The following is a 26,853-nucleotide window of genomic DNA, read 5'->3' as shown; positions in this document are numbered from 1 at the left end:
TATTTGCGTTGCTGGCTCGGCGTTCGATACTATAAGTTCTGGCGTACGTCTTAAAGGTTTTTTTACCGCAGTGAACGCGGAGGAATACACGCAGAGAGAATGCACGCAGAGGAAGCGCGATGAAGCCTCTGCGCCTCTCAGCGGGTATTAGCTCAGCGCGCCTCAGCGGTTATTTGCATTTCTGGCTCGGCGTTCGGTACTATAAAGTTCTGACGTACGTCTTAAAGGTTTTTTTTACCGCAGTGAACGTGGAGGAATACACGCAGAGAGAATACACGCAGAGAGAATACACGCAGAGAGAATGCACGCAGAGGAAGCGCGATGAAGCCTCTGCGCCTCTCAGCGGGTATTAGCTCAGCGCGCTTCAGCGGTTATTTGCATTCCTGCGCGCGGCGAAACATGATGACCCTTTACGTTTATTGGTATTTTTTGAATTGATTTTTTAGTTTTAAGGGAGAAACTAAAATTAACCGTTGTGTTAGAGAATGAAATTACCGAACAAATTATCGGTGGTGAAAAGGCGTTTGTAACCACAGGAAACCCTCATTTCCCTCAGGAATCAAGCGAACCAAAGTGCAGGGCTGAAAAGCTGTGTTTAAACATTTGAGAGCCGACCGATAGGCTCAAAATATCGAACAGCGATATCGTTTACTTAACTTCGATCCTCACCCCCTCACTGTGACTACCAAACTCCGGGGCATACATGTTTTGAATACTAGTGATGCCGTTGGAGAAATTTCCTTTGACGTTTACGCGGAGGTCGTATTCGAATACGTAGGTGCCTTTCGGTAGATAGTCAAAGAAGAAGTGCGTGGCTGCATCTCGGGTGCTTTGGTAGTAACCGAGGTTTTCCTGCCACTTGTACTCAGAGAGTACATCGACAGGTTCGAGTCCGGCAGCACGCATGTCTTTCATGTGTACAAATTCCATTGCCCGATCGGATGACAGCTCAATGCGCACGCGAAGTAAGTCGCCGCCTTTTAAGGCAACGGTAGTGATGTCGGTCAGCAATTCGCCGCGGTCAGTATTGGTCACAACAAAGATTTTTTTTGTGAGTTTTAACGGCGTCTCTGCCGGTGTGATTTTGTCCAGGTCTTCGAAGTATTGCCAGTATAATCCGCCCCAGGCAACGCCTTCGCCTTTCTTAGTGAAGGTGACGGTTGCCATGTCGGGTGTAATGGTTTCGCCTTGCCACGATGTTTTGAAATAGCCGGTAGCCACCTCGGGATTTTGTTTTACATCGGCGAGCACGTGTTGTTTCCCTACAGTTACATCGACTGCGTCGTCAAGTGTCAGCCAATTGGTGCCATTCATCAGTAGCGCATATATCGCCTCGGTTGTTGCTTTGGTGGTTTTCCATTGTGTGGTCTGCTTGTTCTTCAGCAGCCACAACCGTAGTTCATCGATGGTTTTTTGCGTTGTAGTGTTGGTGCTGTCATTTTGTTCAATTTCCGCAAAGGCTTCTATCAGCAACGACTGGGTTTCAATGTCGGCCTGGTTCCAGTACATACCTCCCGTATTTTCTTTCCAATACATTCCTAGCTCGTCGCTGGTGATCGCTGTTTCGCGGAGGGATGCAAGGATCGCCTTTGCTACTGCAATGGTTCCATCACGATGATGTACGAGAGCAATCATTCCTTTAACGTACAGATTATAATCCTGCCAGAATTTCGCTGTCTGTTTTTGATAATAGTCGATCGCTTCCTTCAATTGTCCTTCTGCGGGAATGTCGTTATAAAAACTGCGCATGTAGAGATAATGAACATCATGATCGCTGGGCTGATGCTTTGAAAGATATTCATTCGAAGTTCGTTTCTTATCCTGATCGTTTACACCTGGGTTTGCTTGCGCAGCGTTCTTCAATAGCAGGCCATAGTTTTTTAAAAACTCATGATCCAGGTATCGCACAGCCTTCGTCATCATTTCCTTTTCATTTGCATAATCAGCTACCTGGAGTTTTTTAAGATGCCCGTACGTGCAGGCAATATGTTGTGTGATGTAGCGATTGGGATAACGGCTTCCTGCAAACCAGGGGAATCCGCCGTCGGGAAATTGCATTTGCTCGACTTTGTTCAACACCGACGTGAGCTGATCACGCATGGTGTTCAGGTCAAACAACAGCGACAATCTTTTCTTTTGCTCGGCTTCACCGCGGGCGTCACGCAACCAGGGCGTATCTTCGATGATGATGGATTTCAACTCAGGATTCTTATCCAGATTACTTTCGAGTTCTCCGAGTGACGACCACTTTTCAAATACAGGAGAGATCACTGGATTTGCTTTGATAATGTGCGTAGCCATGGCGTTAGCATAGTACCTCGAAAACATTTGTTCGGCGCATTCGTGCGGAAACTCCATGAGGTAAGGCAGAGATTGCACGGCATACCAAGCGGGATTGGATGTTACCTCAAGTGTAAGCTGATGATGCTTTAATGTTGTTGATTTGGAATCGCGGAGTTTTTCAAGTGTAAATGTTTTGGTTTGTGACGAGCGTACGAATAATGGCATCGTCTCCGTTACCAGCATGCGGTTTGATAATATGGGCAGTGCATTTTGTTCGCCATCGCTGAACGCTCCGGCTTTCGCGACAACTTTATATTGCAGCGCGTCTACCCCTTCCGGGACTTTCAATGTCCACGACACGGATGTGTTTTCGCGGGCATTTATCCTGAATGTTTTGTTGCGTATGGCGTTGCCGAACACTGCGTCGACATTGGTACCTGTAACAGCATTGGTAAGCTGGAGACCGATCTTGCCGTCGAGTATCTTTGCCGAGAGGTTTGTAATTTTGACTGTAAACATAACCTGGTCGCCCGTCCTCACGAACCGCGGCACATTTGGTGTAATCATCAATTGCTTTTGCGTGACAGTCTGTAATGTCTTGGTCGTGGTAAGCAGATTTTTGGTGTGCGCCAGCAGTTGTAGTTTCCAGCGGGTTAGCGATTCGGGGGTTGTAAATGTAAAGCGTATGTCGCCGTCAGCGTTGGTCGACAGATGCGGGAAGAAGAAGGCAGTCTCATTGAAATTTTTCCGCGCATTAACTTTCGCCAGTGCTTCGTCCAATTTCTTCTGGCCGGATTTCGTTGTGATGATGATTGCACCGTTTGCTGCTTTCGCCCCGTATAGAGATACCGCTGCATCGCCTTTCAACAACTGAACGTCGGCAAGATCTGTCTGGTCAATAAGGGATGATTCAACGATTACCCCGTCGACTACATACAACGGTGTCGCTGCACCTGACAAAGAACTAGCGCCACGAATCCTCAGTAAATAATTCACGCCATCGCTTTTTATCTGAACGCCCGCAACGCGTCCGGCCAGCGCTTGGTCAAATTCAACATCACTATCACTACTATCCGCAACAACATAATGAACAGACGCGCCCAATGCCATTTTTTTCGTCTGAACGCCATAGCCCGTTACTACTACCTCCGACAGCTCCGTGATGTCGGGTTCCATGATTACGTCTATTGTATTTTTTCGTCCCACATGTGTTTCTGCACTTGCATACCCAATGAAGCTATAGATCAGTACATCATCTTTATCGGCTTCTATCACATAATTTCCCTCCATATCTGTGGTTGTTCCGATGGTTGTTCCTTTGATGATAATATTCACGCCCGGCATGGGCTGGCCGTCGTTGTCAATAATCTGCCCGTAGATGAATCCGTCCTTGGCATTCTTGTTGTTCCGCATGATAACCTTGGAAGGAGTATCGGCGGCAGCGCCAGTGGAGTACAGTCTATTCAGATAAGCCCGTTGCACATACGAGCTACGCGTAAGTGTAAATCCGAACCAATCTAGTTTGTCGTAGTACTGAAATCTTCCCAAGGGTTGTTGCCCAGCAAGATTCCTGATAGTAAAATGTGCTTCGCCAAAACTTTGATTTCCGTTAATTATCACAGTAGCGAAATACGGCTCTTCCACAACAGGTTCAAACTGCCATTGGTGCGGCTTGAACTGATCGAGAGAGGCGTCGTACATCGATGCGAGGACTTCCGCTTGTTGTGTTCCTGCATCATCTCCCTTAATGGAGAAACTCCAGGTTTCTTTCGCTCCAGGCTGCAGTTTATCTTTAAAAGTAATCGTTTCGATTTCGAATGCTTTCGAAGGCGAGATCACAGGAATGTTAATGGTTTTATATACAAATGAGTTGTACATCACTCCCCGACAACTCACTGAAAATCCGTTTTCCTGCTCCTCTGTTATAGGAATAGAAATCACCGTTGTGCTAGCCGAGAGCTTTTCCGTGTACGTCTTTGTGATCTTATGGTCTCTCTCAATGTGAATGAAAAACGTAACATCCGGTGAAGCGGATCCTACTTTCAACTTTGCCACTTCACCAACCTTGTACGAGGGTTTATCCAGTTCAAATACCAGCAAAGCATTGTCAGCGACCGCTTTGCTTTTTGCGTTCGTAACAGTGAAGTGATAAAGATCTTTCACAGTTTGACCCAATGAGTCAAGGGCGGTCAACTCCATGACGTAATTGCCGGCCGGCCAATTCGCGCCAATACGATATTTAATTTCTCGTGACATCCTGGTATTAAAAGGTATTTCCACCATCAGCTTTTGTCTTGGCCAGTGCTTCGGTTCGGTAGTGGTTGAATATGTATCGTGCGGGAACAGTTCACGAAACTCCGCTTCCGTTAACATTGGAAGATCCGGTGCCTCCCATGGCCGCGCGCGTACCGGTGCATCAGGTTCCTTGAGTTTGAAGATCTCGACCTTGCCGCTAACTCCGACGAATTGACCATTCAGATTTTCTGTTGTGAGCGTGATGGCGTTTTCCGGTTTTGATAAGTCGACCCGTGCGGGAGCGGTGATCGTTGCTGTGATGGCGTGATAACCAACTTTAACTTCAGCTGTAGCGCTTCTGGTTTCTCCGCTTATATCCGTTACATCAGCCGTGATTTCATAGATGAACACTGGTTTATCTTTGGGGGATGCCTTGTCATCGGGAATGGATTTAAAGGCGATGGTGAATTCGCCCTGCTCGTCAGTTAAAGTTTCCCCGTGTGAAATTTCCGCCGCGCTGGAATGATCTTCACGAAATGACCAGTAGTACCAACGGGGATACCGTACTTTGCGCGTTACCTTGTACTTCACTTGTGCTTTAGAAAGTTTCGCACCACTGAACGCTTCTGCAGTACCTTTGATGACGACCGTGTCATTGAGTATGAACGTTCCCTTAACGGGCTTAAATGTCGCTTCGAAGGTAGGACGCTTGTATTCCTCCACGGATATCGTTAATTCATCATAATAAAAATCCTCGAGGTTATCATAAAATTTGCTGTCCTCTTCATCATCTTCTTCCGCGTACAAAGCGTATTCGCCAGTCAGTCCCGAAGCAGGTAATTTAAACTCACCGCTGAACGAGCCATATGTGTTGGTCTTCAAGCGCAGTGAGCCGACTTCATTTGCATTTGCATCATCAAGGTAAACAGTGACATACTCGCCTGGCACAATGGAGCTTTTACCGTTTTTTGTCTGGATGAGAATACCTTTGAAAAAGACCATCTGTCCCGGGCGGTAGATACTTCTGTCTGTGAATAAAAAAGAACGTGCTGTATAAACTTCTTCCTCACGTGTTTTTTCATAAAGTGCATTGATGTAGTAGTCACCAAACGTAGCCTCGTCTCCGCCATAACGCACGGTAGCCTCCGCGTAAGCGTAAAGATGTGGTCTTTGCTTAAGAATAGCGACACCATGTTTCCCTGTTGTAAGAAATTCGTCAATAGCCGTACCGTAATTTGTATTGAACCTTTCAAGATGAATGTTAGCCCCTTCAAGAGGCTTTCCACTATTTCTATCGAGAACCTGGTAATGATGTTGGTCGTTGGATGAAAATTCCAATAGGGAAAGATTTGTTACTTGTAGTGTTGCATAACCGAAGATCTGCTCGTCATACTCATTCAAGTTCTTTGTTGTAGCCAGCAATACATATCTTCCGACGGTCAGACCCGGCAGCACAACCTCCGTGCTATGTAATTGGTAATCGTTGACGTTTTTTAATTGAACACTCCATTTTTTTTCAGTTGGCAATGCTGAGATTTGTGAAAAAGTGAGACCACCACCCATCAGCCGACCCTCAAGTTCTTTGGTAATTCGGCAGACAGTAAAATGCAGACTGTCGACATTCGCGTAGCGTATGGAAATAAAAGCTGGGGTGTTGACGGGAATGTATTTTTCTGCGGTAATGGATAGCTGTTGGTGAAGGATGAGTTCCCTGAGTGCCACACACTTTTCTGCACCGTCACTGTTCGGAAAGGCCGCAATGGCCTGATTACAAAGATCGATCGCTTCAGCTTTTTTGAATTGATGATCGGAATTTTTATTTGCGTTAAAATCATTGCCGTCTTTGTTAAGCAATGCTGCAAGCTCAAAGGCAACTAACGTGGAAGCCGGGTGAGACAGGAAGTTGTTTCTTAACCTTGTGAGTGCTTCTTTCTGTAATGCTGAGGAATTATCTAGATGATTTTGACCAGCCACGAACGCGAGGCGTTGAATTTCCAGGTTCACGTAAGCGTTCGTGTCGCGCCGCTGTTTATGAAACGCCAACAGATCCTGATATAAAAGCAGGGTCTGCCGCAAAGGGGAAAGGCTGTCAGCACTTTCAATTGTAAGCTCTTCGAAATCGAAAAAATATTTGTCATTGTCAATCCTAAACTCATTCGAAGGTTTGATGATTGTGCTTTCGTTTGTGCTGTAGAAGTCGAGCGCGTTGTGAACAAGAAAATCGTACAACGTGGGCCTGTACTTTTTCGAATCATCTGCCTGGATCAGAATTTCATTGATGAATTCGAGTTGGATATTCTGAAGCGAGTTTCGATTTTTCAGCGAGTTCTGAAAGCGTTGATGAATTTCGTTGAACATGGCATTAGCATCCCATGTCGTGAAATCCTGCTGATTTACAACTGTTGACGTTCTCGATCTTCCATAATATTTATAGCGATTTTGCTTGAGGTATTCCCAGTAGATATTAGCCAGCACTGATTCCAGAAGATTTTTAAGCGGTCCTTTACTTTGTGAAATTTCTTCTTTGAATTTTTTTACAATGCTTATTTCTGCGTTTTCCTGCAGGTGAACCGCAAACTTGGATTGATAAATTAATGCCTTGATCAGTTCTTGGGTATTCTTTTCTTTCTTGGCTCTGACATAGATCGAGTCGACAACGGCCTGCGCAGATTTTGGTAGCTCTCTTAGCTCGTGCTTATAGACATTGCTCCAGTGTTTTGAATAAAAGTCATTCTTTTGCGGGAAGACTGTTGAAGTGGTGACGATAACGATGAGTGCAAGTAATAGGTATCTCATAGATTCTAGGGTTGGGATCTATTGCTGAGATGCACATAACGGAATAATTCCATAGAATAAGTTTAAGATTTTTTCTTAAAATACACAGAAGGAGGTCTGGCGTTGTTTGTAAATGTTCTTGCGTTGTAAGGATTTTCTTAAGTAATAATAATTGTCTGAACCTAGAAGTTTTTAATTGGACAGTTTGCATCCGAAGCCTGTTATCCGAGTGTGTGCAGGGTAGGAAAGGTGTGCGGCTGAGCGGTTTTTTTACCGCAGTGGACGCGGAGGAATGCAACGCGGAGAGAATGCACGCAGAGGATGAAGCTATGCTCTTCTCTTAGCGGGTATTCCGTCAGGTCCTCTGCGCTTATTTGCATTGCCGGCTTGGCGTTCGGTACTATAAAGTTCTGACGTACGTCTTAAAGGTTTTTTTTACCGCAGTGAACGCGGAGGAATACACGCAGAGAGAATGCACGCAGAGGAAGCGCGATGAAGCCTCTGCGCCTCTCAGCGGGTATTGGTTCAGCGCGCCTCAGCGGTTATTTGCGTTGCTGGCTCGGCGTTCGGTACTATAAAGTTCTGACGTACGTCTTAAAGGTTTTTTTTACCGCAGTGAACGCGGAGGAATACACGCAGAGAGAATGCATGCAGAGGAAGCGCGATGAAGCCTCTGCGCCTCTCAGCGGGTATTAGCTCAGCGCGCCTCAGCGGTTATTTGCATTCCTGGCTCGGCGTTCGGTACTATAAAGTTCTGACGTACGTCTTAGAGTTTTTTTTTACCGCAGTGAACGCGGAGGAATACACGCAGAGAGAATGCACGCAGAGGAAGCGCGATGAAGTCTCTGCGCCTCTCAGCGGGTATTAGCTCAGCGCGCCTCAGCGGTTATTTGCATTCCTGCGCGCGCGGCGAAACATGGATGACCCTTTACCTGTTATCCGAGTGTGTGCAGTTGTTGGTGGAGCTCACGCGCAGCCTCCCCGCAACACCAACAGCGGCGCCGCTTTTCTTTCAACGAAGGGCGGAAAGACGCAATAGGAAAATGCTTGTTGGTATGTGTGTGGCTGAAGGAGGTAATCGATGACAGAAATGAACGCTAAAGGTAGGTCGAGTACAGTGCATCTGTTGCGCGCCAGAAAATGTGAAGCTCGATGGAGGTTTTCTGTGGCGCGCTCCCGGTGCATGGGCTATTTCGCCGGGCTACCACCCGGCGCTACCGATATGTCGCCCCGCTGGGGCTATAGGTAAATAAATATGTTTAGATCCCTATAATCAAGCGAATCATGGTTCAAATCTCTCACATGATTTGTTTCGCTGAAAGGGTGAGCTTTTAGGAAGAGAGCTGCGGCCTGCCTTCCGACAGGCAAGCTTAACAAAGCGGAACTATCGGGGAAGGATCTTAAGACGATGATAATTGAAGTTTAAAACTGACAATTATTTCCAGGCACTGTTCCGACCGAACGCGTTCGCACATTGATCGAATTCGTACAGCATGCTTTTCGTCAGATGTATTTTAATCATGCTAACGCGCCTTTTTCACTCTGGCACAATTATTCCTACATTTAGATTATATTAGACTTGATGAAAAAATACCACCTCGGGGAGTTTGAAGAGCTGGTGATGCTCGCCATCGGAATTTTAAATAACGAAGCGTACAGCGTCTCCATAAAAGATGAGCTTGAATCGCGACTGTCACGCACCGTCAGCATGGGCGCGCTACATACTGCGCTGAAGCGGATGGAAGACAAAGGGTTTTTGAAATCATTCGCGGGAGAAGGCACCGAGGAAAGGGCTGGCAGACCGAAGCGTTATTTCGAAATCACTGCTATGGGCAAGAAAGCGATGCAGTATACAAAGGATACCCGCGATGCGCTTTGGAAGGCAATTCCAAAAACGGTATGGGATGCTAAACCGTCGCGTTGAAAGTATGGCACAACGTAAACCATATCCGCCTCGCCTGTTCTTGAAATTTTTCCGCTGGTATTGTGATGCCACCATGCGCGACTACATCGAAGGTGACCTGATGGAGGTATTTGAAAGACGTCTCAAGAAATTTGGAAAAGCAAAAGCAGACACCCTGTTTATGGTAGATGTCTTGCTGCTGTTCAGGCCCGGTATCATTAAGCCGACATCAGAATATCAACATGCAACTAATTACGGTATGATAAAAAGTTATTTTAAAACGGGATGGAGAAATCTTTGGAGGAATAAATTGTACTCCACCCTAAACGTTATGGGCCTGACGTTTGGCATCGTCTGTTTCCTGCTTATCGGCCTTTACGTTTTTGATGAGCTGACATTCGACCGGCAACATGCCCATGCAGAAAGAATTTACCGTGTGGTGGAACATAAAAATGTAAACGGTGAAGCAACTACTATTGCTGCTGCCGGATTTAAACTTGCTGAGGAGTCAAAGAATGCTATTCCGGAAGTAGAAAATACAGGGCGCTTATGGCGGATCGGGAGAGCTAACCTCGTGGATCCGGAAAAGCCAGTCCCTTTCCAGGAGACGGTAACACTTGCTAATCAAAATTTTTTGGACATATTCGATTTCCCGTTAATCGCAGGCGACAGACATACAGCCTTAACGGAGCCTAACACCATTATCATCAATGAAGCGCTGGCCAAAAGGCTTTTTAGCACGACCGATGTGTTAGGCAGAAATTTGCAGTTCAGTCACATGCAGACGCCGGTAAAGATTACCGGCATTTTAAAGAATCATCCGTACAACTCAAGTTTTACTTTTAATTCTCTCTTGTCGGAGGCGACCGCCTACAATGGAGATGATTTCAAAGAAACCATGGCGAGTGACTGGGCGTCAAACGCCTTTGCTGTTTATGCATTGCTGCGGCCAGGATCAAACGCAGATTCAGCTGCCCACAAAATGACACGGCTTGTGCTATCGAACATCTCACCCGAACCAGGTACTACGCTTGCTTACACCCTTCAACCCTTAAAGGATATGCACCTGCGCTCGGAAGGCATCACCGACGGGGGAAGGAACGCTAACGTAGAGGCTATTCCGCAGGGGAACCCATTGTACATCAAAATATTTTCTTTTGCTGCTATTTTTGCGCTGCTCATTGCAGGCATCAATTATACGAACTTAACAACCGCCAGAGCTTCGGGCCGGGTCAAGGAAATCGGCGTCCGTAAAACGATTGGTGCTATTAAAAGTAATCTTGTCGGACAATTTCTTATTGAATCATTGCTGACGACCATGATCTCTTTTGTATTGGCCGTTATCATTGTCAAGCTGCTGCTTCCTCCGTTCAATCAATTTGCCGGGAAACAACTTTCACTGGGTTTCACGACGGGCTATAGCTTTTGGCTCATCGCTGTTTTGTTGGTAGTATTCATGGGATTCCTGTCGGGCGGTTATGCATCCTTATTGCTATCACGCCTAAAGCCGGTGACGTTATTGAAAGGAATGAAGATTCGAAACGGCGGCGATCTGTCGGTGCGAAAAGGGCTGGTGATTTTTCAGTTTACGATATCAACGGTGATGATCATAGGCACCATGGTGCTTTTCATGCAGGTGAACTACCTAAACAATACCGACCTCGGTTTCAATAAAGACCTGATGGTAGTGATCGATGTGAACGTGGGTAAAGCGCGGACGAATTTTGAAGTGTTGAAAAATGAAATGTTGAAGATACCTGCAGTGAAAGATGTTTCCGTAACGTCGCGTGTACCCGGTGAGTGGAAAACATTCCGGCAGGTCAAACTAAAAACAATAGGCAGTGCTTCGGACTATGGGACAGCCTATTTCTTTGGAGTCGATAAGGATTTTTTGAGGGCGTATGAAGTGGCATTACTGCAAGGCCGCAACTTCGACACTCGCGCCGACTCTTCCACTGTTCTTATCAATGAAACTGCTGCGAAGATGCTGAACATCAGTGAAGCTGCCGGACAAATGGTTGAGATCGGTCAAGTTTCTGTTGGAGGAACTTTTACTCCCTTGAATGAAAATAATGTTCCATTTAAACCAAGGGTGATCGGTATCGTGAAAGATTTTCATTTTCAATCGTTGCGTAACAAAATAGAGCCCCTGATTCTTGCCTACAATGAAAATCCCATTCATGATATTGATTATTATTCTGTAAAAATCGCCAGCACAGACATTCCCGGAACGCTCGACAAATTAAAAACCATCATGGTTAAAAATGATGAACGCGAGCCATTCGAATATCATTTTCTCGACGATCAGCTTGCATTGTTTTATGTCGAAGACGAGCGGCGACAGACGTTGCTGGGGTGGGTTGCGCTGTCGACTATTTTTATTGCCTGCCTTGGACTTTTTGGCCTCGCGACATATTCCGCTGAACAACGGGTAAAGGAAATTGGTGTGCGCAAGGTTTTGGGTGCGACGATGGTAAATCTGGTGTCACTGCTTTCGATGGATTTTATCAAGCTCGTTTTAATAGCAAATGCCGTAGCTTTTCCCATCGCGTGGTGGGCCACGAACAGGTGGCTGCAGGAATATGCATATCACATTGAACTACAATGGTGGGTGTTTCTGTTGGCGGCCATCCTCGCGTCGATGATCGCCTGGCTAACGGTAAGCTACCAGGCCTTTAGGGCAGCGATGTCGAATCCTGTCAAGAGCTTGAGGTCGGAGTGAGCGGGTAGTGGCAGGGTTTATATACTGCATGATGAATGGTTATTTGCATTGCTGGCTCGGCGTTCGGTACTATAAAGTTCTGACGTACGTCGTAGAGTTTTTTTTACCGCAGTGAACGCGGAGGAATACACGCAGAGAGAATGCACGCAGAGGAAGAAGCTATGCTCTTCTCTCAGCGGGTATTCCGTCAGTGTCCTCAGCGGTTATGTGCATTGCTGGCTCGGCGTTCGGTACTATAAAGTTCTGACGTACGTCTTAGAGTTTTTTTTACCGCAGTGAACGCGGAGGAATACACGCAGAGAGAATGCACGCAGAGGATGAGCTATGCTCTTCTCTCAGCGGGTATTCCGTCATGTCCTCAGCGGTTATTTGCATTGCTGGCTCGGCGTTCGGTACTATAAAGTTCTGACGTACGTCTTAGGGTTTTTTTTACCGCAGTGAACGCGGAGGAATACACGCAGAGAGAATGCACGCAGAGGAAGCGCGATGAAGCCTCTGCGCCTCTCAGCGGGTATTAGCTCAGCGCGCCTCAGCGGTTATTTGCATTCCTGAGCGCGCGGCGAAACATAGATGACCCTTTACGTTTATTGGTATTTTTGATTTGATTTTTTAGTTTTAGGGAGAAACTAAAGTTATCCGTTGTGTTAGAAAATGAAATTACCGAACAAATTATCGGTGCCGCGATAAAAGTTCACAAAACCCTAGGACCAGGGTTACTCGAATCGGCTTATGAATCTTGCCTCTACTATGAGCTTGTACAGACTGGTCTTTTTGTTGAACGTCAAAAAGCCATTCCCCTTATTTATGCAGAAGTAAAGCTTGACTGCGGTTATCGAGCAGACTTGGTAATTGAAAGAAAAGTAATCGTTGAAGTAAAGTCCGTTGAAGCATTAAACGAAATCCATCTTATGCAAACGCTAACCCACCTTAAACTTTCGGACGTTAGAGTGGGGTTACTGATAAACTTCAACGTCATTCGATTGATGGCAGGGCTAAGGCGGGTTGCAAATAGTTTTCAAGAGGCGACTTGAGCGGCCTACATTGGTGTATTGGCACGACCGGCCTACCGGATCGTTAGACTCAGCAAACCGCACACTCATCGCTGCAGGGGCCAAAAAACTCTTCACCCGTTCTCTTTAGGGGTGGTAATTTTAAGAAAGAGAGCCGCATCTAAAGGCCCTGGCGGCTTTGCGCGAAATCGGACAAGCGTTACCTCGAAATTACCTGGTAGGCTTTCTCGCCATTTAATTCTGTCTGCTTTACTACTTTGGACTTCGTAAGTTCGTCGAGCATGGCGATGATGGAAGGCTCGTGTGATGTGCCAAGATGGTTGATAAGATCACGGTGTGTCTTTATACTGTTTGGCGCTCGCCGGAAGTCGGTAATGAAATTCAGAATATCAATTTTTTTCATGATGGTGAGTTTTTCATTTGGTCTAAACGGAAGAATATTCAGGAGGTTTCAAGCGTGGGTGTGCCGTCAAGGGGTAAATCATGTCTGCCGCTATGGAAGCCAATGTTTACAGAAGTAAATCCACGTTTTCTTACGTGCGCATTCTTCCGTCATTTTTAACCGTCCGATCCTCCGTATCTATGAGGATATTGCTCTAAATCATTTTTGACTTTAACAGATATCATGAGATCATTATTCGTCGCTTTGTTTGTTGGATGGTCGTTTTCAGTTTTTGCCCAGGAGACTGTGAATTTTTTTGATGAAGAACGCCGGTTACTTCCAACCCCGGAAGGTGCTTATTATTATAGCAGAATGGAACTGCGGGATGGTATCTACCGGATTCGCCAATTCTATGCTTCCAATGATCAACTTGAGATGGATGGAACTTTTGTAGGAGAAGGAATAAACCGGAAAAAAGAAGGGCAGTTCATTTTCTTTTATGAGAATGGTAAGTTAAGGCAAGAAGGGGAGTATGTAAATGGTCGGAAGGTGGGGTTATGGAAAGCGTATTACGACAATGGACAAATTGCTGATGAAGAATTTCATCTTGAAGATAAAACTTTACTATATCAACATTGGGATGTGGCCGGAAATCCGATGCTTATTAACGGTACGGGTAGATACACATTGCAAGGTCTGGCGGGACGCGAACAATATATTGAAATTCTGGACTCGATTCTGATTGCTGCATTCACCATAGATGAGGTGAGTGGCGACAGTATTTACCTGGTCGTACAGGAAGGTGCTGAGTACAAGCCTGGAATGGAGGTTCTTTATAAAGGTATCGGTGAAGAATTAACGTATCCGAAAAAGGCAAGGCGAATGGGAATTGAAGGAAAGGTATATGTTGAATTCATCGTGGACAAATCCGGAGATCTTCGGGATGTAAAAATTGTAAAAGGGATAGGTGCAGGCTGTGATGAGGAAGCGTTGAATGTGTTGATCTCAAAGAACAACTGGAAACCAGCCATGGTGAAAGGAAAACCGGTACTGCAGAAAATGGTGCTGCCCATAGCGTTTAAGTTGACGCGGGGGTGATGTTAGTGACTTGTGGAGTGATTTGACAATCGGACTAGTATCCAATATCGGAACAAGGGTTGAAGGTGATGAATCACAACTTTTTTAAAAATTAATGCGCGCAAAGGCATTGCGTGAAATTCCAAATCCTGAAAATCCGTTAATCAAGCAAATCCCGGTTCAATTTTCGTAATTTCCACTCCAAACAAATTTTCCTCGTATGTCCACCAGGAGATCGTTCGTAAAAAAGGCATTTAGTCTGACTGCGCCATTGTCTATGACATCCATGGCTACCAGCGCAATGGCAGAAGATATCTCTGACGCTTTATTTCAACTTAGTAAAAAGACATCTGAGCATGCTGTCAATGATGAAGAGCTTTGGGCTCGAATCGCACAGGCGTATACGGTTTCTTCATCCATTTTAAATTTGAATAACGGCGGCGTGAGTCCGCAGCCGAAAGTGGTTCAAGATGCCGTCGACCGTTACTATCATCTCAGCAATGAAGCGCCTACCTACTACATGTGGCAAATTCTTGATAAAGGTCGTGAATCGGTACGGAGAAAATTAGCAGACCTTGCAGGAACATCTGCGGAAGAAATCGCGATTAACAGGAATACGACGGAGGCGCTTGCTACGGTAACGTGGGGGCTATCAGTAGGAAGAGGTGAAGAGATCGTGATGACTAAACAGGATTATCCCAACATGATCCATGCGTGGAAACAGAAAGAACTTCGCGATGGAATTGTTATCAAATGGTTAAACTTTAAGCTGCCCATAGAGAATGATGATGAAATCGTGAAAGCTTTTGTAGACGCGACAACATCAAAAACCAGGATCTGGCATATCACGCACATGATTAACTGGACGGGCCAGATTTTGCCTGTGAAAAAACTATGCGAGGAAGCCCGGCGGCGAAATATTATTTCTATTGTCGACGGCTCTCATACTTTTGCACATCTCGATTTTAAAGTCTCAGATTTCAATCCAGATTATTTCGGCACCAGTCTGCATAAATGGTTATGTGCACCATTCGGCACCGGCATGTTGTATGTCAGGAAGGAAAACATTGCATCCCTTTGGCCATTATTTCCAAATGATAAACCTCAAGCGGCCGATATCCGGAAATTTGAAACGCTGGGAACCCGATCCTTTGCACCTGAACAAGCGATCGCACAGGCGATTGATTTTCATCATGCAATCGGCTCCAAGCGCAAAGCGTCACGCCTTCATTACTTAAAAAATTATTGGTGTGAAAAAGTGATGAAGCATCCGCGTGTAAAACTAAATGTTTCACTCAATCCAACATACGCTTGTGCTCTGGGTAATTTCTCTATTGATGGTATTGAACCTGAAACAATTGCTTCCAAATTATTCACTGAATATCAAATCCACACGACCGCGATTAAATGGGAAAATATCAGTGGTGTCAGAGTAACGCCCCATGTATATACCAGTACGAAAGACCTGGACCGTTTGGTAGAAGCAGTGACCAGAATTGCGAACAGTTGATGGTCATGTGAGTAACTCCAAGCGACAAGAATGCATGAATGCCCGGTTACTTATCTTCGCGGAGAAGCAATTTACACATCAGGAATTTTTATAATTTAACCTATACCCTTAGCTATGAAAAAGTTATTTGTTATTGTTTTCGTTGTATGGTCCTGTTCAGCGCTTGCGCAGGAAAAGCAATATATGGATGAGCATTGGTCAAAAATTGCAGGACCTGAAGGAGCGATGTATTACCGCATTGTCGAAAATAAACCCGATGGACATTTCCTGGTGCGCGACTATTATGCATCTAACGATCAGGTTCAAATGGAAGCGGTCTGCTCGACATTATATCCAAGTGAAACATTTGAGGGAACAGTACGGTGGTACTTTGAAAATGGTAGGATAAAGGAGGAAGGTGATTATGTTAAGGGGGTTGCGAACGGCCTTTGTAAGGAATATTATGAGAATGGGCAATTGGCGGAAGAAGTTTTTCATGGTAAAGAGAAAACATTGTACCATCAAAGATTCGATGAGTCAGGAACCCCATTGCTTGTCAACGGTACAGGCAGGTATGTGAAAAAGTTTGATTATGGCGAACAACATGTTGAGATCCTGGATTCTATTTTAATTGCTTCTTTTTTAATCGACGAAATAAGCGGTGACAGCATTCACATGGTCGCTCAGGAAATCGCGGCTTATAAGGGTGGTATGGAACGTTTGTATCAGGATATCAGAGGAGATTTGAAATATCCCCGAATGGCACGAAGGTCGGGGATTGAAGGAAAAGTCTTTATCGAATTCACAGTAGATAAAACCGGTACCCTCCGCGATCTCAAGGTATTGAAAGGAATTGGTGGTGGCTGCGATGAAGTTGCTCTCGAAGCATTGAGAACAAAAACCACCTGGACACCGGCGAAAGTAAAGGGAAAACCTGTTCTTCAGAGATTGGTTTTGCCCATAGCGTTTAAGTTGGGGTAGTGGTATGCAACAAATTGATCCTGTGCCATGCTTGTCAGCGCGGCATACTTGTGTATCAAAGTAACGTCAGCGTATATCGAAGAATGCATTTTATATAAACCGTGGCCGTTAAAAAAGCACTGCGGCATTCGCCTAGAAGTTCATAGTACAAACCGCACTTTCTGTTGACGCATAAACCAAGCGGCACGGAACTCAGATTTTTTCTCTGTTGTTCCGTGCCGCTGCGGTAAATCCTGGTTAGTTATTCTTCGTTCCTTATACCTTTAACTAACCGACATTTAAAAAAGACCATTCCGGAATAGACCCTTCATTCACTTTTTTTAGATTGGACAGGGTTTCATCAATAGATTTTGTCGAAAGATCACCGTCTACAACATCATGAAGATGATGGTTGACGTAAGGGCTCATCAGCCCGTGCGCAGTCGCAAGGGAAGCCAAGTTCTTTATTGTGATGCTCATCTCATCAATAAGTGCCTCCATTTGCTCGATTTCTGGTTGGGTTGTAGTTGTAGTCATAAAAAGTATAACTGGAAATTGTTCGAATCGTTCCATCAAACACGAACTTTTTTATAAAGAATTACACATAATATTCATGTTGCAACATATAGTATAGTTCATACGTGAAGATCGGATACGTTTCTGAGACTATGGGATCGAGTTATCAGAAATGCACTTACAGTTTATGGAAAATTGACCTTCGGAACATCGTAAGGATATTAAACCCCATGGGTCATGAAAAATATCCGAATCCAAATTCCAACGCCTTGTCAGGAGAAATGGAGTTCATTTACGACTACTGCAAAAGGTGGCTTTTGTTCTTCGTGTCAGAAAGAAGTCATTGACTTTACCAAGTGGACAGAAGACGAGCTTAAGTTATATTTCAAAACACGTCCCACGAATGCTTGTGGTCGCTTCAGGCAAGATCAATTAAAAGTATATACGTACAATACCACCCGAAAGAAACCAATAACATGGGTATCAGTTTTATTCGGAAGTTTTCTATTATTGTTTTCTTCGCGGCAAGCAACTGGGCAAGTCAGTGAAAAACTATCAACACCGATTGAACAATATGAACCCTTTGTAAATGGTGAGGTGCCTGCACAGGTACTGTCTAAAACTATTCGCATAACCGGAATCGTTCGCTCGTCAGAGGATGGCCAGGTAATGCCGGGTGTAAACGTGTTACAAAGCGGGACCGTGAATGGCACGACAACAAACGCCGAAGGACAGTTTTTTATTGAGTTGAAAGATTCAATTTCAAATCCGCTATTGCTATTTTCCTTTATCGGTTTTAAAAGCATCGAACACCTTGTGGACATAACAAAACAGCATCAGGAAATTTCTATGCAGATGTTATCGGAAGACATTCAGTTAGGCGGTTTAGTTGTCGGCGCCATATCCTACCGCCGGTTTAGTCCCCGGCGAATATGGTGGAAGATCAAAAACATATTTTCATAACTACAATCGCGTTTCGTCGCCCATTACCGACCACCCGATTACCCTTTACCTGATTACCTTACTACCGAATACCGATCACCTTTACGTTCACTAGGTTTCCACCCCAAATAACACTACCTTTAGTTATCAATTGCGGATTCACTTAATACACTGCACTAATTTCCATTTGGAAGCTCAGTCTCTTAATTCTCTCCTCAATTATTTCAGGAGACTAAACGCATTTATCGCTTCTTTTCATCGCATTTAAAAATTAGTAGTAACATCAGGAGTAAGCCGTTCCATAGTATGTGCTTGTTCAGTATTTATAATGACCAGACGAGATCCTTTTACTACTGATTCAATATCTTAAAACTATTTATTATGAACTTATATGTTTCCAATATCAGCCAGACTGTCAAAGCAGATGATCTAAGGTCACTGTTTCAAGGCATCGGCAATGTAACCTCCGTTAAAATCATCGGCGATAAATACACTGGCGAGTCCAGGGGATTTGGTTTTGTTGACATGAGCAACGACAACGATGCGTTAGAAGCAATTAAGAAATTGACCAATGCCGAAGTTGGCGGCAAACGGTTAGTAGTAAGTAAAGCCAGAGAGAGAACAAGCGGCTATTAATGATAAACTCGACGATAGTTGGCACCGGTTGTTATATTCCGGAAGTAAGGGTGAGGAACGAAGCTTTCTCCAATGTTCAGTTTTTTGAAAAAGATGGGACCAAGATGTATAAAAGCAACAGGTCTATCATCGATAAGTTTCAGGAAATTACAGGCATTGAGGAGCGACGATACGCTAGGCCTGAACAAAATGCCTCCGACCTTGCTTTTCTTGCCGCCTCCGATGCATTGGAGACTTCAGGTATAGATCGCGAAACCTTAGATTATATTATCGTGGCACATAATTTTGGTGATGTGTCATACGATAGCAACCGCGTTAGTCTTGTGCCTTCATTAGGTTCACGTGTCAAGGCGATGCTCGGCATTCAAAACCCGGATTGTGTTGCCTATGATTTATCATTCGGATGTCCGGGATGGTTGGAAGGTGTTATACAGGCGAATTACTACATCAAGTCAGGAGATGCCAAACGTTGTTTGGTAATCGGCACCGAAACATTATCACGCGTTACCGATACGCACGATCTCGATTCCATGATCTACAGTGACGGGAGCGGCGCTATCATTCTCCAGGCATCGCTAGAAAATAATAAAGGAATTATTTCCCATAAGACACAAACGCATGCCATAGAACACTCCGCACTGCTAAATATGGCATATTCTTATTCGCCCTATAACTCAAACAAAGATGATTTGTTCATTAAAATGAATGGCCGAAAAGTATATGAGTTTGCAATGAAACATGTGCCGTTTGCAATAAAAAGCGTGCTTGACAAAGCCGGCGTCTCAATTGAGAGCGTCAGCAAGATTTTAATTCACCAGGCAAACGAAAAATTGGATAACGGAATATTGGAACGACTCTTCAAATTGTATGAGAAGGACGACATCCCGCAAGGGATAATGCCCATGTCTATCGGGTGGCTTGGGAACAGTTCCGTTGCAACAATTCCAACATTGTTGGATCTTATCTTAAAAGGAAAATTGAAAGGCCACACGATTACGAATCCAGATACAGTTGTGATGGCATCGGTGGGGGCGGGTATGAATATAAATGCAGTAGTATATCAATTTTAATAACGTTAATAGTGTTAAGTATATAAACGTATACAACTTTAACTATGGCCCAGCGGATTATTGACAGGACGAATGTGGGTGAGGTGTTGCAGCACATCTATTCAAGTGGTTTAAATATACAGCTGACCTTATTTTCGGAGGGAGGGTATTTTAAGATTCGGCTTGCTGAAAAAAATGCCCCGCTGCAGGGTACTACCATTGAAGAAGCTGTGACGGATCTTTGTTCCCGGTTATCAAAAGAGTATCCTGTTTCCAGCTTTGCCAGCTGGTGGAGAACAAATTTTCAGTCCGATGATCACCATTAACGGAATGGCTATTGTATAATGAGTAATTTATCAGCATAAACAAATAAACTGTCATGGCGGAATCCTATCATATTAATAACCTGGTTTTTGGACGGACTGACCACACGTCAAAAAATCTATCTGCGAAGGTGGAATTGAATAAACCTTATAAGATCGTTCCCGATAAATATAAGTTATACGTGGACCATTATATGATTCCGGCGGCTTTATCCCTGATTGTTCCGACACGCATACTGGGCGAAGAGACTGCGTGTGACGTACGCTGGGAAAGTGGTGGACAGCTACAAGTGATGCACAACGTTGTTTTTGTCAATGAAAATTTGATGGCGATCGATCTGATCGCGGATGAACAATTGTATGCATTGTGGAAGGACTATAGCAATCAATCAAATCAATAATCATAACCTCTAAAACTACTTTTATTTCATGCGGCAGCTTACCATCTCAAAACAAGTCACGAACAGAGAGAGTCAATCACTGGATAAATACCTACAGGAAATTGGAAAGTTAGATTTGATAAGTGCGGACACTGAAGTTGAACTTGCTCGTAAAATCAGGGCTGGTGATCCTATTGCTTTGGAGAAGTTAACGAAAGCAAACTTGCGATTTGTTGTTTCAGTAGCGAAACAATATCAGAACCATGGTCTTTCGTTGAATGATCTGATCAACGAAGGGAATGTTGGTTTAATTAAGGCCGGTCAGCGTTTTGATGAAACCCGTGGCTTCAAATTTATTTCCTATGCGGTATGGTGGATTCGTCAGTCAATCATTCAGGCGCTCGCTGAAAAAACGAGGGTGGTACGTTTGCCTTTAAACCGGGTAAGCTCATTCAATAAAATTTATAAAACACAGGCGGTCCTGGAACAGCGACTTGAGCGTGAACCGTCTGATTCGGAATTAGCGGATGCCTTGGATATCAATGAAGAAGAAGTTACCCTGAATCTTTCTTTGGTCGGCAGACATTATTCTATTGATGCGCCTGTTCGTCAAAGTGAAGATCTTACACTGCTTGACGTTCTTCAAAACGATTCATCCATGGCGCCGGATGGTGTGCTGAATTATCATTCCTTGCAAACCGAAATTGAACGTGTGCTCGCTACGCTTTCCGGTCGAGAAGCAGATATCATTACGTTATTTTATGGATTAAAAGGAAAAGCTGCCATGGGACTTGAAGAAATCGGGATCCAGTTTTCGATCACGCAGGAAAGGGTAAGGCAAATTAAAGAAAAAGCCATCAATCAAATGCGACGCCGAACGAAGGGGAATGCGCTGCGATCTTATTTAAAGTAAACCGACTTGTTAATTTTCAGAATGATCCCCTAGTTAACATGTTCTTATTGATCGATGTATTAATGAGGATAATAAAAAAAAAATACCACAAGTAAACGCTCGTAGTATTTCAAAATTTGAAGATAAATTTCTAATTCCTTAGCCTGCCTGCATTAGTGTTTTTGCTGGGCTGCCGGTTTGAATTACCGGAATCACTTTTACGATATTCCCGCGTTCCCTGGGATTGATTCATCTGGCTGCGCGATGTGTTTTCGCGAAAGCGTTCTCGTTGGATATTTACATTTTCGCGTTGCCTGGTGGTATTTTGTCTTTGACTTGGTTGCTGCCATTGTTGCTGCTGCGACTCATAGTTTCGCTGTTGTCGCTGCCGTTGCGCCGGAGCACGTTCAATAGGCGGTGCTTCGTAACGGTCGCGTGCATTATTCTCTGGCTGACGTTCCACCTGCCGGTAGTTGCGTGCAGGCATTTCATTTTCGGTTACCTGATTCCGTTGTCGCGTGTATTCATTCCGTTGCATGTCGCGGGTAGGAACGGATTCGCGGCTGGGATTATACCTTTCTCTTTCTAAAGAACGAAACCCATTGCTGGATTGTCTTTGCTCCGTCCGTGAAGGATTAACAGCGTCAGTATTTTTATTCTCGGGAGACACATAGCTCCTTTGGTTCCGTGTATGAATCTGTTCCAAATTTCCACTGCGATCTTTCCTTACGTAGGTAGACGGTACTGATGTTGAACGTGACTCGCGTGTACCGTCTATGTTTGGTCTATAAAAGTTAGCAGTACGCTCCGACACTTCAGTTCTTCCGGGACGTTTCTGATCACTTATTGAATGCATCTCAACTCTTCCCCCGCGATGCCGCTCAATTTCTCTTCTGTCCGGTCCGGTGAAATAAATATTTCTACTGTTGTCAATATGATTGTGTGTAATGATGGTAGTATGATGAATGACGTTTACTACGCGCGGCCGTGGCAGACAATGTCTCTGTACGTGGCGGTATGTGACATATTGATAAGGAACAAAATTCCAATAGTGATGTGGAATGCGGTCGTAATAATGAAACGATAAGTGTACACCGATCCCGGGCATAAGGGGTGCCCATCCATAATAGCCGCCGCCACTTCTCCAGGCAACCCAGGCAGGACCCCATGTTGTATCGGGTACCCACATCCATCCGTAAAAGTCATCGAAGAACCAACGGCCGTAGTGAAACGGTGCCCATCCCCAGTTATAGTCGGAGACCCAGGTATTTCCGTACTCGGTTTGAATCCAATAACCATTGGTTGCATACGGAACGAAATCAGGCCCCACACGCGGCATCCAAACATAACCATGTTGGCCATGGTCCATCCACGTGCCATACGGCTGAAGCTCATCATAAAAAACCTGTAGCGACACACTGCTTTGCGCTTTGGTATCCGAAATGCTAAAGGCACTCAGCATTACCACCAACATCACCATCCATCCTCTATTCAATAATTTTTTCATGGCCGTCTATATTTAACGTTAAACTATAAACGAAAAATATGCCACATATTATTGTTTCATACTGCACCAGGACGTTCGAGGTTGTGCGCGGCGACGGTGCCCGTTAATAACGAAAAACAACAGCATGTGAGTCATTAATAAATGCTGTGGATCCTCAATCACGTTTGTTATTCGAGGACTGACGCGTGAATTTTCTTCAAAAAGTGAATCGGGACAAACTTACCTGGTCCAGGCTTGAACTCAGGTTTATTTGGGTTGATGCATGATCAGATCGTCAATCAATTTTTGTACTACCAGGGGTTGTTGAACCTCTACTAACCGGCAGTGTCCTCTTCCATTGGGATTCCAGGTATTACTGCCATCGGGTGCCACAACCATGGCGCCGCAGAGTAATTTGTAGTAAGGTTCGACACCACGCACCGCGACCAACACAGCTGTTTCATCCCAGCTCATGCGGCCCTGCTGATCTTCTTTTGCCAATGGAATGGAAATCCGGAACACATCTTTTATTGGACTATTCGTAATATTCGCATTGTTGATCAATGGTATCCCGGTTTTGATTTTGGCTCCAATTTCGAAGCCACTCAGAATTATCGGTTTCTTAAAATTGGTGAAGACATATCGCGAGGCGGGCGCATCTATTTGCACATTGAATTCTTTTCCCTTTGGAAATCTCCCTGCCATGCTCACCATCTTCTGAACTTTTTTGTGCACAAGGTCTGCACCCGACAAGGGTGAATAATCATCTGGTTTGGATTGTAATAAATTCGAAATGTTGGTAAGGAAACCTACCGTGATAATGGTGACGCTGTTGTCGGGTTGCGCTGAGAGTATCTTTCGATAGAGTTCGACAGCATCCATCAGGTCTTCGTTTCGCCTGTAAAGATGCGGATAGTTTGCTACCAGGGAATCACTCCAATGTTGTGTGTCGCGAAGTACGGAAGCTTCCCCATGAGGAACACCGATGGGCAGCATGGATCTTTTGAAATATGTATTCAAAACACTAAGCACGGGACCGACATGCTCATATTTGGTACTTGCTATGGTAGCCAGGATGTTAGCTTCACCTTTATCGGCAAAGGCATGCAGCATCGCTATCGCGCCGACGTCATCGTAATCCGGACCCATGTCGGTGTCGAAGATTACAGACACAGGTTTACGTATTTGTTGAGAGGCGGCTGCGTAGCCCACAACGACTAAGCAGCAAGCAAGCATTATTTTAGTAGGGAAGTGGTTCATGCCATTATTTTCAGGAAATGAAAGATATGGCAGCAGAAGAAAAAATAAAAATCAGTTAACCTAAAAAGCAAAAAGCGCAGCGCTCAAAGTATATACTTCAGGGGCTGCGCTTCTTCTTTTAATAACTTTAGGCTTTCTTTTTCTGAACGTTTATCGCTGAAAGTCCGCGAGGACCGCGCTGTGTTTCGAATTCGACGTGATCGTCTTTGTCAATAGATGTCGTTAGACTATTTGCGTGGACAAAAATACTATCGCCCGTCATGTTGTCTTTAATGAACCCGTAACCTTTCGCTGCATTGAAAAATGTAACCTGCCCTTTTCTAACGGAATTGGTTTTTTCTTCGCTTTGTGTCGGAACGCCAATAACAATATCAGTCGCTTTGACATTGATCTTCTTCATAGGATCTGGAGGCGTGGTGCTGATGTTACCATATTCATCAACATATGCCATCATATCATCCAGGGAATTGCCATCTCTAGCATTCGCTTTGCGCTCTTCCTTCCGATGCTCTTTCTCTTGTCGTTTTTGAAGCTTTTTCTTTTCCTTTTCGTTTTTAATAGACCGGTTTTGTGATTTTGCCATGCAGTATTGAATTGATTAATTAGAGTGCGGGTTGACTCATTTTGCTAATATGTAAAACAAATTGTTTGTCGAGTGTGATCTCGTATGGTGAAACTTCAGTGAGTTCAGTCGCCTTTCGGGACAGTTGCAATATCTCCAGTAATTCCTTCGCGGCTTGTGACTCTCTGATGTTGTTCATGGCTTTTCCTTTCATGACTTGCAATACAAAATGATAGCCGCCTTTTTGTCTTGCATTCATAGCTTTAAATTCATGACCTGAAAGTTGATAATGCTGAGGTTCTTCGGCGGAATCAAGCATCAGTTTAAGGATGACAGGGCGGTATTTGCTCCATATAGGAATATAAGTTTTTACACTCGTGCCATTCATTTTGTCCATAGATTGTGAATTTAAAATTTAGAGAAAGTCGCCAACGATACGCCTTCCAAAGTTTGATATATAAAGTAGCTTTTCATGTTGATGCAGACTGGATTTCTAAAGCACGTTGGATAGTGAATAGTCTCTCATCAATATTTTCATACTCTTAATAGTGGTATAAATCAAAGTGGTCAAGTGCTTTATCAAGCTTTCGAAAACCATGATTATCTCAGGATGGAGGCCTAAAAAGGGAGATAATCGCGAATGAATTGGATTGTTCAATAAAGTCTACAAAGATACACTTTATTATTGGTTTCTCAATGTCATCCGGGTCAGCTTAAATGCGGGCGATGGTGTGATGGGGGCTGCAAAGCAAGATATTCGCCTTCGCAATGAACAAAATATGTGCTGTATAACGTTACCTTTACAGTAACCCTTAATAATGATTAAATATACATTCGACAACAGCCAAAGTTCTTTTTTTAAAAACCTTAAAGGAAAAGTAGATCACTACTTTGCCGAAAGAAAATTACATCCGGCAGGAAACAAAAAATTGTATTACAAAGGTGCTTTACAGATTTTTTCAGCAGCAGCGCTTTATGTTGTGTTGGTGTTCTTTACACCAATTGCGCCTGTTGCGATTTTTCTTTCCGTTATTTTAGGGTTAAATCTCGCCGTCATTGGCTTTAATGTGATGCATGAAGGCGGTCACCAAAGTTTCTCCAAATACGCATGGATTAATCAGGCATCGGCTTATTTCCTGAATGTGTTGGGTGGCAACACTTATTATTGGAAGATTAAACATAATATCAACCATCATACCTATACCAATATTGAAGGAATGGACTCTGATATCGATGTGAAACCGTTTATGCGATTGCACGAAGGTCAGCCACGGCATTCCTATCATCGCTTCCAGCATATTTATTGGGTTGTACTATACAGCATCTCGTACCTGGCGTGGATCTTCTATGAAGATTTTGAAAAATATTTCACCGGGAAAGTTTCTGCCATGAATGAAAGGAAGAAATTAGCTACCAGGGAACATTTCATCTTCTGGTTTTCGAAAATCATGTTCATCGTTGTTTACATGGTCGTGCCCATTATTATGGTAGGATGGCTGCCATGGCTCATCGGATTTTTGATTATCACTTTTACATGTGGACTGGCTATCAGCGTCGTATTTCAATTGGCTCATGTTATCGAAGGAACGCACTTTCATGTGGTCGAGGGTCCGGACAAAAATGACAAGCAGGAATGGGCGATACATCAACTCAACTCCACGGCGAATTTTGCCACGTCAAGCAAGACATTGCATTGGTTGCTAGGAGGTTTGAATTTTCAGATTGAGCATCATCTGTTTCCACGGGTCAGTCACATTCATTATCCGGCAATAAGTAAGCTGGTAAAACAGGCATGCCGTGAATCGAATATCGTTTATAATGAATACAATTCGATGTTCAAAGCAGTGGTATCCCACATCGTTCATTTGCGAAGGCTAGGCAACGCATAAAGCCTGCTGAGAGACTTAATTAAGCCAGATCATCATCTTCAAGCTTGGCTTGGCGCCGGATCGCTGGGATGTTCTCAGCGTT

At 44.3% G+C, this 26,853-nt stretch carries 20 protein-coding genes; 13 read left to right on the top strand and 7 right to left on the bottom strand.

Annotated elements, in window-relative coordinates; translation table 11 throughout:
* Positions 1–648: 648 nt before the first annotated feature.
* Positions 649–7,314, bottom strand: coding sequence for a carboxypeptidase-like regulatory domain-containing protein (locus P2W71_RS17910; RefSeq protein WP_276372685.1), 6,666 nt, complete (start codon positions 7,312–7,314; stop codon positions 649–651).
* Between the two features lie 1,561 nt (positions 7,315–8,875).
* Between P2W71_RS17910 and P2W71_RS17905 the strand changes: the two genes are divergently transcribed.
* The 3 genes from P2W71_RS17905 (at position 8,876) to P2W71_RS17895 (ending at position 12,949) form a co-directional block, all read left to right on the top strand.
* On the top strand, positions 8,876–9,217 hold the full coding sequence (locus tag P2W71_RS17905) for a helix-turn-helix transcriptional regulator (protein WP_276372684.1): 342 nt from the start codon (positions 8,876–8,878) through the stop codon (positions 9,215–9,217).
* Positions 9,218–9,221: 4 nt separating this feature from the next.
* Positions 9,222–11,918 carry an ABC transporter permease gene (locus P2W71_RS17900; RefSeq protein WP_276372683.1) on the top strand — a complete coding sequence of 899 codons (2,697 nt, stop codon included), beginning with the start codon at positions 9,222–9,224 and terminating at the stop codon, positions 11,916–11,918.
* Between the two features lie 641 nt (positions 11,919–12,559).
* Positions 12,560–12,949: a GxxExxY protein gene (locus P2W71_RS17895; protein WP_276372682.1), complete on the top strand. Its 390-nt coding sequence runs from the start codon at positions 12,560–12,562 to the stop codon at positions 12,947–12,949.
* A 178-nt stretch (positions 12,950–13,127) separates the two neighbouring features.
* Here the strand turns inward: P2W71_RS17895 and P2W71_RS17890 are convergent, their stop codons facing one another.
* Positions 13,128–13,331 carry a hypothetical protein gene (locus P2W71_RS17890; protein WP_276372681.1) on the bottom strand — a complete coding sequence of 68 codons (204 nt, stop codon included), beginning with the start codon at positions 13,329–13,331 and terminating at the stop codon, positions 13,128–13,130.
* A gap of 222 nt (positions 13,332–13,553) precedes the next feature.
* On the opposite strand from P2W71_RS17890, the gene P2W71_RS17885 reads away from it, so the two are divergent.
* From P2W71_RS17885 to P2W71_RS17875, 3 genes are all read left to right on the top strand, one after another.
* Positions 13,554–14,408 carry an energy transducer TonB gene (locus P2W71_RS17885; RefSeq protein WP_276372680.1) on the top strand — a complete coding sequence of 285 codons (855 nt, stop codon included), beginning with the start codon at positions 13,554–13,556 and terminating at the stop codon, positions 14,406–14,408.
* 199 nt (positions 14,409–14,607) lie between these two features.
* Positions 14,608–15,897 (top strand): aminotransferase class V-fold PLP-dependent enzyme, encoded by a 1,290-nt coding sequence (locus P2W71_RS17880; RefSeq protein ID WP_276372679.1) that lies wholly within the window; start codon positions 14,608–14,610, stop codon positions 15,895–15,897.
* Between the two features lie 114 nt (positions 15,898–16,011).
* Positions 16,012–16,857: an energy transducer TonB gene (locus P2W71_RS17875; RefSeq protein ID WP_276372678.1), complete on the top strand. Its 846-nt coding sequence runs from the start codon at positions 16,012–16,014 to the stop codon at positions 16,855–16,857.
* A 267-nt stretch (positions 16,858–17,124) separates the two neighbouring features.
* Here P2W71_RS17875 and P2W71_RS17870 read toward each other — a convergent pair whose 3' ends face one another.
* Positions 17,125–17,409 (bottom strand): hypothetical protein, encoded by a 285-nt coding sequence (locus P2W71_RS17870; protein ID WP_276372677.1) that lies wholly within the window; start codon positions 17,407–17,409, stop codon positions 17,125–17,127.
* 180 nt (positions 17,410–17,589) lie between these two features.
* On the opposite strand from P2W71_RS17870, the gene P2W71_RS17865 reads away from it, so the two are divergent.
* The 6 genes from P2W71_RS17865 to P2W71_RS17840 all read left to right on the top strand — a co-directional run bounded on the left by P2W71_RS17865 (position 17,590) and on the right by P2W71_RS17840 (position 21,595).
* A complete protein-coding gene (locus P2W71_RS17865) occupies positions 17,590–18,315 on the top strand; it encodes a carboxypeptidase-like regulatory domain-containing protein (protein ID WP_276372676.1) in 726 nt (241 codons plus the stop codon).
* Between the two features lie 360 nt (positions 18,316–18,675).
* The gene (locus P2W71_RS17860; RefSeq protein WP_276372675.1) at positions 18,676–18,930 is read left to right on the top strand and encodes an RNA-binding protein; all 255 of its coding nucleotides are present in this window, start codon (positions 18,676–18,678) and stop codon (positions 18,928–18,930) included.
* Positions 18,930–20,000 carry a ketoacyl-ACP synthase III gene (locus tag P2W71_RS17855; RefSeq protein WP_276372674.1) on the top strand — a complete coding sequence of 357 codons (1,071 nt, stop codon included), beginning with the start codon at positions 18,930–18,932 and terminating at the stop codon, positions 19,998–20,000. The genes P2W71_RS17860 and P2W71_RS17855 overlap by 1 nt, the downstream gene beginning before the upstream one ends.
* A 44-nt stretch (positions 20,001–20,044) precedes the next feature.
* The gene (locus tag P2W71_RS17850) at positions 20,045–20,305 is read left to right on the top strand and encodes a hypothetical protein (RefSeq protein WP_276372673.1); all 261 of its coding nucleotides are present in this window, start codon (positions 20,045–20,047) and stop codon (positions 20,303–20,305) included.
* Between the two features lie 53 nt (positions 20,306–20,358).
* On the top strand, positions 20,359–20,703 hold the full coding sequence (locus tag P2W71_RS17845; protein WP_276372672.1) for a hypothetical protein: 345 nt from the start codon (positions 20,359–20,361) through the stop codon (positions 20,701–20,703).
* Between the two features lie 28 nt (positions 20,704–20,731).
* On the top strand, positions 20,732–21,595 hold the full coding sequence (locus tag P2W71_RS17840) for an RNA polymerase sigma factor RpoD/SigA (protein ID WP_276372671.1): 864 nt from the start codon (positions 20,732–20,734) through the stop codon (positions 21,593–21,595).
* 130 nt (positions 21,596–21,725) lie between these two features.
* Here P2W71_RS17840 and P2W71_RS17835 read toward each other — a convergent pair whose 3' ends face one another.
* The 4 genes from P2W71_RS17835 to P2W71_RS17820 form a co-directional block, all read right to left on the bottom strand.
* Complete coding sequence (locus tag P2W71_RS17835; RefSeq protein WP_276372670.1) at positions 21,726–23,081, bottom strand: DUF6600 domain-containing protein; 1,356 nt, start codon at positions 23,079–23,081, stop codon at positions 21,726–21,728.
* Positions 23,082–23,327: 246 nt separating this feature from the next.
* Positions 23,328–24,320, bottom strand: coding sequence for a nucleoside hydrolase (locus P2W71_RS17830; RefSeq protein ID WP_276372669.1), 993 nt, complete (start codon positions 24,318–24,320; stop codon positions 23,328–23,330).
* A gap of 127 nt (positions 24,321–24,447) precedes the next feature.
* Positions 24,448–24,903 (bottom strand): cold shock domain-containing protein, encoded by a 456-nt coding sequence (locus P2W71_RS17825; protein WP_276372668.1) that lies wholly within the window; start codon positions 24,901–24,903, stop codon positions 24,448–24,450.
* Positions 24,904–24,922: 19 nt separating this feature from the next.
* Entirely contained in the window at positions 24,923–25,279 is a 357-nt protein-coding gene (locus tag P2W71_RS17820) for a hypothetical protein (protein ID WP_276372667.1), read from the bottom strand.
* A gap of 421 nt (positions 25,280–25,700) precedes the next feature.
* Here P2W71_RS17820 and P2W71_RS17815 point away from each other — a divergent pair, with 421 nt between their 5' ends.
* Positions 25,701–26,771 carry an acyl-CoA desaturase gene (locus P2W71_RS17815; protein ID WP_276372666.1) on the top strand — a complete coding sequence of 357 codons (1,071 nt, stop codon included), beginning with the start codon at positions 25,701–25,703 and terminating at the stop codon, positions 26,769–26,771.
* Positions 26,772–26,853 lie beyond the last annotated feature (82 nt).

The sequence above is a fragment of the Chryseolinea sp. H1M3-3 genome, assembly GCF_029360725.1.
Lineage (GTDB): Bacteria > Bacteroidota > Bacteroidia > Cytophagales > Cyclobacteriaceae > Chryseolinea.
Note: the sequence above shows the minus strand (reverse complement) of the source record. Positions and strands in the feature narration are given on the sequence as shown.

Bases quoted from the DNA above. Each gene is read 5' to 3' on its own strand.
- P2W71_RS17845 (WP_276372672.1), top strand. From the start codon at position 20,359: ATGGCGGAATCCTATCATATTAATAACCTGGTTTTTGGACGGACTGAC.
- P2W71_RS17890 (WP_276372681.1), bottom strand. From the start codon at position 13,331: ATGAAAAAAATTGATATTCTGAATTTCATTACCGACTTCCGGCGAGCG.
- P2W71_RS17860 (WP_276372675.1), top strand. From the start codon at position 18,676: ATGAACTTATATGTTTCCAATATCAGCCAGACTGTCAAAGCAGATGAT.
- P2W71_RS17865 (WP_276372676.1), top strand. From the start codon at position 17,590: ATGAAAAATATCCGAATCCAAATTCCAACGCCTTGTCAGGAGAAATGG.
- P2W71_RS17835 (WP_276372670.1), bottom strand. From the start codon at position 23,081: ATGAAAAAATTATTGAATAGAGGATGGATGGTGATGTTGGTGGTAATG.
- P2W71_RS17880 (WP_276372679.1), top strand. From the start codon at position 14,608: ATGTCCACCAGGAGATCGTTCGTAAAAAAGGCATTTAGTCTGACTGCG.
- P2W71_RS17825 (WP_276372668.1), bottom strand. From the start codon at position 24,903: ATGGCAAAATCACAAAACCGGTCTATTAAAAACGAAAAGGAAAAGAAA.
- P2W71_RS17875 (WP_276372678.1), top strand. From the start codon at position 16,012: ATGAAAAAGTTATTTGTTATTGTTTTCGTTGTATGGTCCTGTTCAGCG.
- P2W71_RS17815 (WP_276372666.1), top strand. From the start codon at position 25,701: ATGATTAAATATACATTCGACAACAGCCAAAGTTCTTTTTTTAAAAAC.
- P2W71_RS17850 (WP_276372673.1), top strand. From the start codon at position 20,045: ATGGCCCAGCGGATTATTGACAGGACGAATGTGGGTGAGGTGTTGCAG.
- P2W71_RS17830 (WP_276372669.1), bottom strand. From the start codon at position 24,320: ATGAACCACTTCCCTACTAAAATAATGCTTGCTTGCTGCTTAGTCGTT.
- P2W71_RS17910 (WP_276372685.1), bottom strand. From the start codon at position 7,314: ATGAGATACCTATTACTTGCACTCATCGTTATCGTCACCACTTCAACA.
- P2W71_RS17905 (WP_276372684.1), top strand. From the start codon at position 8,876: ATGAAAAAATACCACCTCGGGGAGTTTGAAGAGCTGGTGATGCTCGCC.
- P2W71_RS17855 (WP_276372674.1), top strand. From the start codon at position 18,930: ATGATAAACTCGACGATAGTTGGCACCGGTTGTTATATTCCGGAAGTA.
- P2W71_RS17885 (WP_276372680.1), top strand. From the start codon at position 13,554: ATGAGATCATTATTCGTCGCTTTGTTTGTTGGATGGTCGTTTTCAGTT.
- P2W71_RS17870 (WP_276372677.1), bottom strand. From the start codon at position 17,409: ATGGAACGATTCGAACAATTTCCAGTTATACTTTTTATGACTACAACT.
- P2W71_RS17900 (WP_276372683.1), top strand. From the start codon at position 9,222: ATGGCACAACGTAAACCATATCCGCCTCGCCTGTTCTTGAAATTTTTC.
- P2W71_RS17840 (WP_276372671.1), top strand. From the start codon at position 20,732: ATGCGGCAGCTTACCATCTCAAAACAAGTCACGAACAGAGAGAGTCAA.
- P2W71_RS17820 (WP_276372667.1), bottom strand. From the start codon at position 25,279: ATGGACAAAATGAATGGCACGAGTGTAAAAACTTATATTCCTATATGG.